Below are 12,850 nucleotides of genomic sequence, written 5' to 3' on the forward strand. Positions count from 1 at the left end.
GGAGAGGCAATGGCACTTCCCCGACCACGCCGTACCGGCGCAGTCATCCTCGCCCTGCTCACCGCCACCGCGCTGGTCGCCGGCTGCGGCGGCGCCGAGTCCGGCGGCGAGGCATCCGACGCCCTGAATGCGCCGGGCGCCGAGGCGCTCAACAACGCCGACGGGAAGACGACCGTCGAGTTCTGGCACTCGATGAAGGGCGCGAACGCCACCGCCGTGGACAAGCTGGTCGCCGACTTCAACGCCGCCAACGGCGGCAAGATCGAGGTCAAGGCGGTCTACCAGGGCAGCTACGACGAGACGATCGCCAAGTACAAGGCGTCGGTGCAGCAGAAGAGCACCCCCGCCCTGGTTCAGGTGTACGACATCGGCAGCCGCTTCATGGTCGACTCGAAGCAGGTCGTGCCGATGCACCGGTTCATCGAGAAGGACAAGTTCGACGCCGGCGACATCGAACCGAACATCGCCAGCTACTACTCGGTCGACGGCAAGCTCTGGTCGATGCCGTTCAACACCTCCACCCCCCTGCTGTACCTCAACAAGGAGGCGTTCGAGTCCGCCGGGCTCGACCCGACCAAGCCACCGAAGACCCTCGCCGAGATCGGCGAGCTGGCCAAGAAGCTCACCGTGAAGGACGCCAGCGGCAAGACCACCCAGTTCGGCTTCGGTGCGGCCATCTACGGCTGGCTGCTCGAACAGCTCCTCGCCACCGACGGCAAGGAGTACTGCGACAACGGCAACGGACGCGAGAAGCTCGCCACCCGGGTGCAGTTCGACCAGCCGGCGGCGGTGCAGGTCGCCCAGTGGTGGGCGGACCTGGTCCGCAACGGGTACGCGACGAACACCGGCCGGAAGACCGACGACGCCCAGGCGGCCTTCAAGGCCGGGACGGTCGCCATGCACCTGGAGTCGACCAGCGTGCTGCGCGGCTACGTCGACGCGGCGGCGGGCAAGTTCACCGTCCTGACCGCCCCGTACCCGAAGGTGTCGGACGCCTCCACCGGCGGACCGATCATCGGCGGGGCGTCGCTCTGGATCAACGGGGTCGGGCACAGCGCCGCCGAGAAGCGGGCCGCCTGGGAGTTCGCCAAGTTCTCCGCCGACGCCACCCCGCAGGCCCAGTGGCACACCGGCACCGGCTACGTGCCGATCAACGTGCGGGCGCTGGACCAGGTCGACAAGGCATGGGTGACGAAGTACCCGCAGTTCCGCACCGCCGTGGACCAGTTGCACTCGCTGCCGCCGTCGGTCGCCTCGGCCGGCTGTCTGCTCGGCGTGATGCCGCAGGCGCGTAAGGCCGCCGAGGACGGGCTGGAGGCGGCCATCGTCGGCACCAAGCCCGCCGAGCAGGCCATGAAGGACGCCGCCACGAGCGTCCAGCCGGCGATCGACAGCTACAACAAGTCGGTGGCCTGACCGACCCCGGTCCGCTGGCCCACCCGCGCGCTGGGCCAGCGGACCGGCTCGATGTCGAATACTGGACGGGTGTTCACCTTCTACCTGGCCGCAGTCGGCGCGCTGGTGCTGTTGACGCTCCTGCCGGGCCCGGACGTCGCGGTCGTCACGCGCTTCGCCCTCGGTGGCGGTGTCGCGGCCGGAGCGCGGGCGGCGGTGGGCGTGGTCGGTGGGCTGGCCGCCTGGGGCGTACTGACCGTGGTGGGACTCGCCGCTGTGCTGGCCGCGTCAGCCACCGCGTACACGGTCGTGAAGCTCGCTGGCGCAGTCTTCCTCGTCGGAATGGGCGTCCGGATGCTGTGGCGCAGCCGCCGGCGAGACAGCCTTCCCACGGACGCGCGGCCGGCGGAGGCTGGTCACGCCGCCCGCAGCGGCCTGCTCACGAACGTGCTCAACCCCAAGATCGCCGTCTTCTACACCGGCCTGCTGCCGTCGCTGGTTCCCGCTGGTGGTTCACCCCGTCTGTGGCTGCCTCTGCTCGTCCTCACCCACGCGGTCCTCTCGCTTGCCTGGCTGGTCGGATACGCAGCCGTTCTGTCGAGGTCCAGGTCCGTGCTGGGGCGGCCCGGAGTCCGCACCGTGCTGGACCGGGTCACCGGCTGCGTACTGATCGGCTTCGGCGTGCGCGTCGCGGCCGAGGCGCGTTGAGCAGCCCCGCGCCCACCCCGTCGATCATGGACTTCGGGCACCTCACAAGGCTCACAAATGCCACCAATCAGGTGCCACAACTCCATGATCGACGGGATGGTCAGGGGCGCCGCGACGAGCGCGGGTCACAGGGGGTGGCGGACCCACACGTTGGGTTCGACGTACACGGCGTAGTCGTGGGTGGTGTCGCAGTGCACGGGGGCGAGGGCACCGGGAACGTGCACCGGGCCGGTGGTGTCGAAGGGCAGACCCGTCCAGGCACGCCACTCCGCGAGGGTTCCGGGGATGGTCATGGAGCGCGGGGCGATCGACTCGATGTGGCCGCCGGCACGTACGTGGGTGCGGAGCCACGGGTCCTCGGGGAGACCATCGGCCCGAGTCCGCGCGACGTACGTGGTCATGGCCTCGTCGGGGCGGGTGTGCTTGCCGCTGGGTCGTACCGGGGCGACGAGGGTGTGGTAGCCCAGTCGGACGGTGTGGTCGCGCATCTCCTCCAGCATGCGTGCGGACAGGCCACGGCCGCGCTGGTCGGGTTGGATGCAGATCTCCAGCGCCGAGACGATGGTCGCCTTCGTGCCGGCGAGCCGGTTGAGGGTGGCGCGTTGCACCACGCGGTCCCAGCCGCCGGGCGGCAGCGGTTCGGCGTCGTCCCAGGCCAGCGGAACGCTGTAAGCACGGGCGAGCGCGCGGCCGGGGTTGGCGGGGTCGATGGCCACCAGCACGAACTCGGGGTAGACCTCGTCGGCGACGGCGTAGTACAGCGACGCGATGGGATCCCAGGTCATGAACTCCGGCCAGGCGCCGTCGAAGTCCTCGAGCAGCGGGGCGAGTTCCGGTCGCTGCGCCAGCGAGTACACCTCAAGATCCATGTGCAGCACCGTATCGTCGCTGTTGGCGAGGCCGCACTGACTTTTCGTCGGCCCCGTGGTCGCTGTCGACGAGGAGGTTGCCTGGCCGGACATGGGCGGGCGGCGGGACGCGGTGCTTGTGGTGAGATGGCCGGATGAGCCGACTCGGGAGCCCGACCGCCGCACCGGACCAGATCACCTACCTGGACACCGCCGCCGCCACACCGGTGGGCCTGGACTACAAGCGACGTCTCGTCGAGGCGCTCGACGTACGGACGGGACAGACCGTGGTCGACCTCGGCTGCGGGCCGGGGACGGACCTGGCCGCACTGGCCGACGCGGTCGGACCGGACGGCACGGTGTTCGGCGTCGACCTCGAGCCCCGGATGGTCGCCGAGGCGAGCCGTCGGCACGCCGACCGACCGAACGTCGAGGTACGGGCGGGCGACGTCCACGAGCTGCCGCTGGCCGACGCGAGTGTGGACCGCATCCGGGTGGACCGGGTCCTGCAACACCTGTCCGACCCGGCGCGGGTGTTCGCGGAGGCCCGGCGGGCGCTGCGGCCGGGTGGCTTCTTCGGCATGGCCGAGCCGGACTGGGACACCCTCGCCGTCGCGGACGAGGACGTGGCGACGAGCCGCCGCTTCGCGCGGTTCACCGCCGGTCGGGTCCGCAACGCCACGATCGGGCGGCAGTTGGTCGGGCTCGCCACCCGGGCCGGCTTCCGGGTCCGGTCGGTCGATCCGATGGCGGTGCTGTTCCGGGACTTCGACACCGCCGACCAGATCCTCGGACTACGGCGGAACACGGCCCGGGCGGTGCAGGCGGGCGAGCTGGCCGAGACGGACGGGCGGGCGTGGCTGCACCGGCTGGAGACCGGTCCGGTCCTCGCCGGCTTCACGTTCTACCTGGTCACCGCAGAGGCGTGAACTCTGGTCACCGCCGAGGTGTGAGAACGGTGTTTCCGTCCCGGGCACACAGCCGACACACAGCTTGGACCTGATCCGGTCCCAGTATCACCCGGCAGGCTCGGCCCCGTGGACACGATTGATCGGGCATGCGAGACGCACTGGTCGTACCGGGGGCGACCGGTCCGGGTGGCGGTGGCCGGGGCACGGCGGGCGACGGCGGCCCGGCGGGTGGTCGCCGGAGCGCTGGCCGCCCTGGACCGGGTCACCGCACCTGGGCGGGGCGAGCTGGCCCGGGTACACCGGGCCGCCGGCCGTCCGGTGCCGGTCGGGCCGCTGCTGCGCGACCTGGTGGCGGTCGCTCTGCACGCGGCGCGGGCCAGCGACGGCGCCTGCGATCCGACAATCGGCGCGGCCCGGATCCGGCTGGCCGCCCGGGGCGGCCCGCTGCCCGTCTGCGGTTTCGGCACCGGAGTTCCGCTGCCGACCGACGACTGGCGGTCGGTGTCGCTGCGGAACGACCGGTTGACCGTGCCGCCGACGTTGCTGCTGGTCCTGGGCGGGACGGCGACGGCGTACCTGGCGCAACACTGCGCCGCGCGGATCGCCGAGCGGTCGGCGGGCGGGGTGCTGGTCGCCATCGGGTCCCGGGTGGCGACCGCCGGTCCGGCGCCGCGCGGCGGCTGGCCGGTGCCGGTGGGCGGCCGGACGATCCGGCTCCGCGGGGGTGGGCTGGCCACCGCGTCCGCGTGCCGTCCGGACGGTGGGGGCGTGCTCGATCCGCGGTCCGGCGGGGCACCTGAGCTGCCCTGGGACGCGGTGACCGTGGCCGCCCCGGACACGGTGCGGGCGGCCACCCTCGCCATCACCGCCCTGGTGCGAGCTGCGGACGGCCCAGGCTGGCTCGCCGGGCAGGACTGCGCCTGGTGGGTCGACCCGGACCGGGCCGAACTGTCGCCGTACCCCGGGGTGGGCGCGGGCCGGACCCGGTAGGCGGGCCGGCCCGCGTCCACGACCGGCCCCGACGCGTCCCCAGCGAACTGTTACCGGATGGTAGTTTCCGGTGATGCGGCGGCAGCGAGGCGGTACGGCGAGCCCTCTGGCCGGCAAGGTCGTCCTGGTGACCGGGGCGGCCCGGGGCATCGGTGCGCACACCGCCCGGGTCGCCGCCGCCCGGGGCGCCCGGGTCTGCCTGGTCGGCCTGGAGCCGGAGCGCCTGGCCGCGCTCGCGGCCGAACTCGGGCCCGGACATCTCTGGTTCTGCGCCGACGTCACCGACCAGGCGGCCCTGCGGGCGGCCGTGGACGGCACGGTGGCGGCGCTGGGCGGCATCGACGCGGTGGTCGCGAACGCGGGCGTGGCGAACCGGGGCACCCTGGCGGTCGGGGACGTCGAGGCGATGGTGCGGACCGTCGAGGTGAACCTGATCGGGGTGATGCGGACGGCGGCGGCGACGGTCGACGCGCTGATCGCCCGGCGGGGCTACCTGCTGCTCGTCTCGTCGGCGGCGGCGTTCGCCGCGGCGCCCGGAATGGCCGCGTACTGCGCGTCGAAGGCCGGGGTGGAGCAGTTCGGCACGTCGATCCGGTTGGAGTTGGCCCACCACGGGGTCGCCGTCGGCACCGCGCACATGTCCTGGGTCGACACCGACCTGGTCCGGGATGCCCGCGCCGATCTGCCGGCCGTCGCCGAACTGCTGGCGAAGCTGCCCTGGCCGATGCGGCGGACCACGTCGGTGCGGGAGTGCGCGGAGGCGTTCGTCCGGGCCGTCGAGCGACGGCAGCGACGGGTGTACGTGCCCCGGGCCGTGGGGCTGTTGCAGGCCAGTCGCGCGGTGTTGGTCAGCCCGCTGGCCGACCTGGTGATGGCCCGGCACGCGCGACGCGCCGTACCCGAGTTGGAGGAGCAGGTGCGGGCCCTGGGGCGCGGGTTCGGCGTGACCACGGCGCTGCCCACCGGCACGGGCCCCACTGGCACGGGCCCCACCGACACCGGCTCCGCTGACACCCGTCCCGCTGACACCGGCCCCACCGGCACGGGCCCCGCTCACACCGGCCCCGCCGGCATCCGGCCCGAACCGCTGGCGGGCGACTCCACCTGCTGACCGTCCGCTCGGCAGCGTCGCCGGCTGGCGGAGCAGTTCGGGGCGCCGAATCCGCGCGGGGCACCAAGATCGTCGGTCGCCGGTTTGTCCTGCTCCGGCCTCGGGTACCGCTGCGGGAGCGGCATGGCCGGCGGGGGTGAGACCTGGCCGGTGGGCACCGGACGAGGGCGAGGAGCGACGGATGAGGACGCTGGACGGGCGGTACCGGCTCGAACAGCGGATCGGCGTCGGCGGGATGTCGGAGGTCTGGCGGGCACACGACGTGGTGCTGGACCGGACCGTGGCGGTCAAACTGATCTCTCCCGGCCAGGAGGACGGGCCGACCTCGGTGGAGCGGATCCGGGCCGAGGCCCGCTCGGCGGCCCGGCTGGTGCACCCGAACGTGGCGAGCGTGCACGACTTCGGCACGTCGGCGACGGTCACCGGGCAGGTGGTGCCGTACATCGTGATGGAGCTGGCCGAGGGGGAAACCCTCGCCGCGCACATTCGTGGTGGTCCGCTGGACTGGCGGATCGCGGTACGGGTCTGCGCCGAGGTGAGTGCGGCGCTGGCCGCCGCGCACGCCCACGGCATCGTGCACCGGGACGTGAAGCCGGCGAACGTGGTGCTCACCCCGGTCGGGGTGAAGGTGCTGGACTTCGGCATCGCCACCGCCGCCGGGACGGCCGACCCGCTCCCGGCGGGGATGGTGGTCGGCACTCCGGCGTACCTGGCCCCGGAGCAGTTGACCGGGCAGCCGGCCACCACCGCCGCCGACATGTACGCCCTCGGCGTGCTGCTGTACTACTGCCTGACCGGCCGCCTGCCGCACCCGGCGTCGACGGCGACCCAACTGCTGGTGAGGCGTCGCCGGCAGTCGCCGGAGCCGCTGCCCCCGATCGACGGTCTACCCGCCGAGGTGGCCGACCTGTGCCGGCGCTGCCTGGTCGAGGACCCGCTGGCCCGCCCCACCAGCCTGGTCGCCGCGCTGGTGCTGGCCGAGGCGGTGGACGCCCGGGTGTACGTGCCGCTGGCCACGGTGCCGCCCCGGCCCCGGGCGGCGGGGGCGGTGTCGCCGTGGAGCGCCCGGGCCGCCGCCGAGCCGACCGAGGTGGCGGTGGCGGTGGACCAGGGCGGCCCGGCGGAGGGCTGACCGCCCCCGCGTCTGGCCGGCCCCGCCCACGGTCGCCCTGGCGTCCGGCCGGCCCCACCCACGGTTTCGCCGGGCGGGTGCCGGGTAGCCGTGCCGGGATGACGGGAGGAACGCGATGTCGGACCCGAGTTCCTGGTTCCACGAGGCCATGGCGACCGCCGAGGGCGGTCACGTACGCACCGACGACGGTGGGCTCTCCACAACGCTGGCCTCCCCGCTCGCGCCGCACTGCTCGGGGCTCACGCCGGAGCAGTTGCTCGCGGCGGCCTTCGCCTCGTGCCTGCACCACGCGGCGGTGGAGGCGGCCAAGGACATCACCGACGAGGCGCACACCGTGCAGGTACGCGCCGAGGTCAGGTTGGGTCGCGCCGACGACGGCCGGTACCAGGCGGACGTGCACGCCTCGATCGCCTCGACCGGGCTGAGCCGCGACCAACTCGCTGGTCTGGTCCGGCAGGCGGACCGGTTGTGGCCGTTCTCCAGCGGCGACCTGAGCCGGCACCGGCTGACCGTCACCGCGGCGGAGAACGGGCGGCACTGAGCGGACGCTCCCGCATGGCCGCCCGGCTGCACTCCGAACAGCCGACGAATCATCAGACGATCGGTCAGTTCAGCCACCCCGACCGGTGGATGGCTTGATCGGGTGACACCGCCCCCACAAAGCCGCCGGATTGGGGGTGACCGCCTGGTCTATTTCAGGATTTGCCGGTATTGGCCGTGATAGCCGAGTCTGGTCGCATATCTGGCGGTATTAAGGGTGCGAGTGCGGCTAATTGTGGCTGATGCCACCTTCCACACCGATGGCAACGGTCCGGATCTTTTCTAGCCTCGGCGGGTGCACCCCGACGACCCCACTGACCAGAAACTGACCCCCACCCGACCAGACGCCCGTTCGGCCGAATCCGCATCCTCCGTACGGCGGAGCGGCCGTCACCGCGCCGAGGACCGTCGGCCCCGGGGCCGGGCGTGGCACGCCGCCACCGGCGTCCGGGTCGCCCTCGCCGCCGGAGTGACCTGCTGCCTCGGCGTCGGCGCCGTCGTCGGATCACAGGCCGTCACCGGCGACGAGGAGCCGCTGCGCGAGTCCCTGGCCGACCGGGCGATCAGCGCCGCCGAGGCCGACCAGCGGGCGTCCCGCTCGTACCAGCGCACCCCAGCGTCGACCCCGAGCGCCACCGCCAGCCCGACACCGACGGCCCGCCCGAAACGACCCGCCCGGCCGAAGCCGGTCGCCGGGCTGAGCCAGCGCCAGATGGACAACGCCAAGACGATCGTGGACGTCGGCGTCCGGTCGCGGATGCCCCGCCGGGCGCTGGTGGTGGCGGTCGCCACCGCGATGCAGGAGAGCAACCTGCACAACGTCGCCAATGACCAGATCGCCGAGTCGCTCCGATACCCGCACCAGGGCACCGGCACCGACCACGACTCGGTCGGCCTCTTCCAGCAGCGGCCGAGCAGCGGCTGGGGCAGCGTCCGGGAGCTGATGCAACCGACGTACGCCGCCAGCGCCTTCTACCGCGCGCTGCGCGAGGTGCCGGGGTGGCAGAAGCTGAGTGTCACCGCCGCCGCCCAGGCGGTGCAGCAGTCGGCCTACCCCGGCGCGTACGCCAAGCACGAACGTCGGGCCACCGCCGTGGTCGACGCGCTGACCTGACCGGTTCCTCCTGGCGGCGGTCAGGACCGCTGATCCCCCCTGCCGGCGGTCAGGGACCGCTGATCCCCCCTGGCGGCGATCAGGACCGCTTCGGCAGCACCACGACGCGACCGAAGAACTCGTCGATGCGCCGCACCACGTCGTTGAAGTCGTCCAGGTCGATCGGCTTGGTCACGTACGCGTTGGCCTGGAGGGTGTAGCTGCCGACGATGTCGGTGTCCGCGTTGGAGGTGGTCAGCACGACGATCGGAATCGTCCGCAGGTCGCCGTCGGTCTTCACCTCGCCGAGCACCTGCCGGCCGTCCATCCGGGGCATGTTCAGGTCGAGCAGGATGACGTCCGGGCGCTGGGCGTCGGTGTGCCGGCCCTCCCGGCGGAGGAACTCCATCGCCTCCTGACCGTCGCTGACCACGTCGATGATCTTCTCGACGTCGGAGTCCTCCAGGGCCTCCTCGATCATCAGGACGTCGCCCGGGTCGTCGTCCACCACCAGGATGCGGACCGGTCCGGACCTGTCTGCCCCCATGACTACCTGCCTCTGCGTGGTGGTGGGTTGGCGGGTGACCGTTCGATCACCTGCCAGCGGGGAAATCTAGTCGATCAGTGGTGGGCCTGCGACGCCGGGTCGTAGCGGAGCACCTCGGCCAGGCCGGTCATCCGCAGCACCCGTTCCACCCGTCCGGTGGCACCGGTGAGGCGCAGCCAGCCGCCGGCTGCGGTGCACGCGTTGTCGCCACGGACGAAGGCCGCGATCCCGGTGGAGTCGCAGAAGGTCAGCCCGGCCAGGTCGACCAGGAGGTTGACCTGCCCGTCGGCGAGGAGACCGTCGATCGCCGTGGCGAGGTCGGGCGCGGTGCTCAGGTCGAGCTCACCGGCGAGCCGCAGGCGGACCTCACCGCCGTCCCGTTGGGCATGCGCGACGGTGAACGTCAACGTGCTCCCTCTCGCTCCGGCCACAGGCGGACGCTTGCGGTGGAGCAAGTATAAGCGGGCCCGAACGCCGGGACGCGAGCGCCCACTGTCCGTCCAGGCCGGTGGGCACCTCGGCGCCCGCCGTCGTCCCGGGCGGGCGGGTACCTCACCGCCGACTGTCCGCCCTGGTCAGGAGCACCTCAGCGGCGACTGGTGTCCGGGGCGGCGGCGGACACCGCCTGCCCTGCCTCGAGGAACCGACCCGCGCGGGGGAAGTCCCGCAACACCTGCCGGAAGTGGGTCAGGGTGGCCTCCACCGTGGCCGCCGGCACGCCCCGGCTGGTGAGGATCAGCGCCAACCAGTCGACGAACTCGGTGAACAGGTCGCTGTCGTCGACGTAGACCGCAGCGGCGAGGAAGTCCACGATGTAGCCTAGGTCGCTGACGGTGGAGTCGAGCTGGGCTGGCGTGTAGTCGGCCAGCCGCGGGAACCGGTCCCGCAGGTCGGCCAGGGCGGAGTCGATCAGTTCGGCCCGCTGCCGCAGCAGACCGCCGTACTCGTCGTCGGCCAGGTGGGCCAGGTCGGCGGCGGGCACCCGGCGCAGCGTGCGCTCGTCGGCGACCAGCTCTGCGGCGGCCGGGGCGTCCGGCGCCCACGCCACCCCGAGCCGTCGGGCCCACCGGCCGTCCGGGCCGAAGCCGCGACCACCGACCAGCACCGGCACGTCGGAGCGGCGACAGGCCTCGATCATGCGGTGGGCGTACGGCAGCCGCATCGGCAGGGCACAGGCCAGGGCGACCGCGTGCGCGTCGTACCGCTGGAGGTACCCCACCAGGTGCGCGGCGGGCACGCTCGCGCCGAGAAAGGTCGTCTGCCAGCCGCGCAGCCGCAGCACCTCGGCCACCAGCCGGGCGGGCAGGCCGTGCCACTCCCCGTCCATGCACGCCACCACGACGTGGCCACGGGTCGGGCGTGGGCTGGCGGACGAGGAGACCGCCGCGACCACGCGCTCGCTGATGTGTGTCGCGGCGTGCTCCTGCGCCACGCTCCATTCGTTGCGCGCCCAGCGCTCCCCCACCTCGGCCTGCGCCGGGGCGACCAGGTCGAGCAGAATCCGCTCGGCCGGCAGCCCGTCGGCGAGCAGGTCCATCGCCACGTCCACCGCCGCGTACTCGTCGGCGTCCGCCAGACAGCCCAGGTACGTCGGGTAGGCGGCGGTCAGGTCGGTACGGGTCACGCTGGTCACGGTCGTCACGTCCTCGGTTCCCGGAGTCCCTGGCCGGCCGGCCGCGGGGTCGAAGCGGCGGCACCGACCAGATCCGGCACCGCGTGCAGGTGCCGGGATCCACGCCCGGTGGCACCGACCGCCCGGAGCGCCAGCACCGCGATGTCGTCGTGGTCGCCGTGGGCGAGCCAGTCGCTGGTGACCTGCTGGATCCGTTCGGCAAGGGCAGGCGCGGGCATCTGGTGGCAGCCGCTGATCGTGTGCGTCAGCCGGTCCACGCCGAACAGTTCGTCGCCCCGCCGGCCACCCCGGGCCTCGGTGACCCCGTCGCTGTAGAGCAGGCAGGTCTCGCCGGGGGCAAGCCGGACCGTCACCTCACCGACGCGCGGGTCCGGCACCACCCCGATCAGCATGCCGCTGAGGGCGATCGGCTCCACCTCGCCGGAGGCACGCAGCAGCAGTGGCGGCAGATGGCCGCCACCGGCCATGGTGAGCGAGAGACCGCCGTCGCGCAGCGGCCGGACCACCCCGAGCACCATCGTGGCGAACCGGCCCTGGCCGTTGGCGAGGGTCGTCTCCAGCAGCGCTTCGTTGAGCAGCCCCAGCAGCCGGGCGGGCTGGAACTCGACCCGGTGCAGCGCCTGGAGACACTGCCGGAGCTGCCCGGTGAAGACCGCCGCCTCGACGCCCTTGCCCGAGACGTCGCCGAGATAGAACAGGCAGCCCCCGTCCGGCAGGTGGTGGGCGCCGTAGAAGTCCCCGCCGATCCGCAGCCCGGCCTGGGCCGGCCGGTAGGCGGTGCCCCACTGGACCCCGGTCACCTCTGTCGGCTCGACCGGCAGCAGGCTCGCCTGGAGGGTGTCGGCCACCTCCGCCTGGTCGCGGTAGAGCATCGCCGAGGTCAGCGCCGCGCCGGCCCGGGCGGCGAAGGCGCGGGCCAGGTCCACGTCGGCCTCGTCGTAGCGGCGGGCCGCCCGGCGGGCGACGAGCAGCACACCTGTCGGCGCGCCCCGGCCGGGCAGCGGCACCAGCCGGGCGCAGACGTCCGACACCGCGAGCCCCGGCAGCCAGCCGGCCTCCGCCGCCTGGTCGACCAGCCAGTCCACCGCGTGCGGCTCGATGCCGGCGAGTCCCTCGTCGATCGCGGGCGGCAGGTCGGCGGTGCCGAGGACACCACTGTCGACGGTGGGCACGTCCTCGTCCACCCGAGCCGCCCGCCACCAGCGGACCCGTCCGGCGCGCGGGGCGAGGACCAGCACCGCGACGTCGCCCAGGGCGGGTACGGCGAGCCGGACCGTGACCGCCGCCGCCCGATCGGGGTGCAGCGGGTTGCCGAGTTTCTCCCCGGCGGTGGCGAGGAACGCCGAGCGGGCCCGTTCGGCGAGCAGGGCGTCGGCCCGGCTGACGCGGTCCGTGACGTCCTCGACGTACCGGCAGCTCCGGCCGGCGGAGAGCGACACCCGGCGGATCCGCAGTCGCCGGTCGTGGTGGGTGACCTCGACCGGGTCGCCGGCGGAGGTGAGCGCCGCCAGTCCGGCGGCGGTCAGGTTCTCCCCCAGGACGACCTCGGGGAGCAGTCGCTCGGCGACCGGGCTGAGGTGGCGTACCACCTCGCCGGAGTCGCAGACGACGAAGCCCTCGCGGAAGTGTTCGACGACCTCCGACCAGTCCGGCTCGGTGGCGCGGTCCGGGTCGAGGGGTGGCAGGGGCTGCCCAGGGTGGTCCACGACGCCGGCGGACCACGCCGGAGCCTGTGCGGTACTCGGCGTGGAGATCCGTCCGTCGCCCGGGTCCCAGTCCCTGACGTCGGCAGCAGTCACCAGCTAAGCCCCACTCCTTCTCGACACCCTCGGTCCGCCGGTTGTGGCGTATGTGATCCAATTCCTCTCGCCCCAGCCTACGCCGGTATGCCGGTAACGCCACCCGTGGCCAGGTTCGGTGTACCGGGCGGACGTCACCCGGG

The 12,850-nt window shown here is 73.2% G+C and carries 13 protein-coding genes; 8 read left to right on the forward strand and 5 right to left on the reverse strand.

Annotated elements, in window-relative coordinates; all coding sequences use genetic code 11:
• Positions 1-9 precede the first annotated feature (9 nt).
• Positions 10-1,416, forward strand: coding sequence for an ABC transporter substrate-binding protein (locus tag GA0074692_RS11790; protein ID WP_091643297.1), 1,407 nt, complete (start codon positions 10-12; stop codon positions 1,414-1,416).
• A gap of 51 nt (positions 1,417-1,467) precedes the next feature.
• The gene (locus GA0074692_RS11795; RefSeq protein ID WP_176738415.1) at positions 1,468-2,103 is read left to right on the forward strand and encodes a LysE family translocator; all 636 of its coding nucleotides are present in this window, start codon (positions 1,468-1,470) and stop codon (positions 2,101-2,103) included.
• A gap of 125 nt (positions 2,104-2,228) precedes the next feature.
• Here GA0074692_RS11795 and GA0074692_RS11800 read toward each other — a convergent pair whose 3' ends face one another.
• Positions 2,229-2,972, reverse strand: coding sequence for a GNAT family N-acetyltransferase (locus GA0074692_RS11800; RefSeq protein ID WP_091653317.1), 744 nt, complete (start codon positions 2,970-2,972; stop codon positions 2,229-2,231).
• Positions 2,973-3,106: 134 nt separating this feature from the next.
• On the opposite strand from GA0074692_RS11800, the gene GA0074692_RS11805 reads away from it, so the two are divergent.
• From GA0074692_RS11805 to GA0074692_RS11830, 6 genes are all read left to right on the forward strand, one after another.
• On the forward strand, positions 3,107-3,880 hold the full coding sequence (locus GA0074692_RS11805; RefSeq protein ID WP_091643303.1) for a methyltransferase domain-containing protein: 774 nt from the start codon (positions 3,107-3,109) through the stop codon (positions 3,878-3,880).
• Positions 3,881-3,988: 108 nt separating this feature from the next.
• A complete protein-coding gene (locus GA0074692_RS11810; protein ID WP_141725246.1) occupies positions 3,989-4,852 on the forward strand; it encodes an FAD:protein FMN transferase in 864 nt (287 codons plus the stop codon).
• A 73-nt stretch (positions 4,853-4,925) separates the two neighbouring features.
• Positions 4,926-5,963: an SDR family oxidoreductase gene (locus tag GA0074692_RS11815; RefSeq protein WP_091643311.1), complete on the forward strand. Its 1,038-nt coding sequence runs from the start codon at positions 4,926-4,928 to the stop codon at positions 5,961-5,963.
• A 181-nt stretch (positions 5,964-6,144) separates the two neighbouring features.
• Complete coding sequence (locus GA0074692_RS11820) at positions 6,145-7,095, forward strand: serine/threonine-protein kinase (RefSeq protein WP_091643315.1); 951 nt, start codon at positions 6,145-6,147, stop codon at positions 7,093-7,095.
• Between the two features lie 115 nt (positions 7,096-7,210).
• The gene (locus GA0074692_RS11825) at positions 7,211-7,636 is read left to right on the forward strand and encodes an OsmC family protein (RefSeq protein WP_091643319.1); all 426 of its coding nucleotides are present in this window, start codon (positions 7,211-7,213) and stop codon (positions 7,634-7,636) included.
• Between the two features lie 294 nt (positions 7,637-7,930).
• Positions 7,931-8,749: a hypothetical protein gene (locus GA0074692_RS11830; RefSeq protein WP_176738416.1), complete on the forward strand. Its 819-nt coding sequence runs from the start codon at positions 7,931-7,933 to the stop codon at positions 8,747-8,749.
• Between the two features lie 79 nt (positions 8,750-8,828).
• On the opposite strand, the gene GA0074692_RS11835 is transcribed toward GA0074692_RS11830, so the two are convergent.
• The 4 genes from GA0074692_RS11835 to GA0074692_RS11850 form a co-directional block, all read right to left on the reverse strand.
• Positions 8,829-9,275, reverse strand: coding sequence for a response regulator (locus GA0074692_RS11835; RefSeq protein ID WP_091643323.1), 447 nt, complete (start codon positions 9,273-9,275; stop codon positions 8,829-8,831).
• 74 nt (positions 9,276-9,349) lie between these two features.
• Entirely contained in the window at positions 9,350-9,682 is a 333-nt protein-coding gene (locus GA0074692_RS11840) for an STAS domain-containing protein (protein ID WP_091643326.1), read from the reverse strand.
• A gap of 179 nt (positions 9,683-9,861) precedes the next feature.
• Positions 9,862-10,899: a cobalamin B12-binding domain-containing protein gene (locus tag GA0074692_RS11845; protein ID WP_245730276.1), complete on the reverse strand. Its 1,038-nt coding sequence runs from the start codon at positions 10,897-10,899 to the stop codon at positions 9,862-9,864.
• 14 nt (positions 10,900-10,913) lie between these two features.
• Entirely contained in the window at positions 10,914-12,707 is a 1,794-nt protein-coding gene (locus GA0074692_RS11850) for a PP2C family protein-serine/threonine phosphatase (protein WP_091643331.1), read from the reverse strand.
• Between the last annotated feature and the right edge of the window lie 143 nt (positions 12,708-12,850).

The sequence above is a fragment of the Micromonospora pallida genome (assembly GCF_900090325.1).
Taxonomy (GTDB): domain Bacteria; phylum Actinomycetota; class Actinomycetes; order Mycobacteriales; family Micromonosporaceae; genus Micromonospora; species Micromonospora pallida.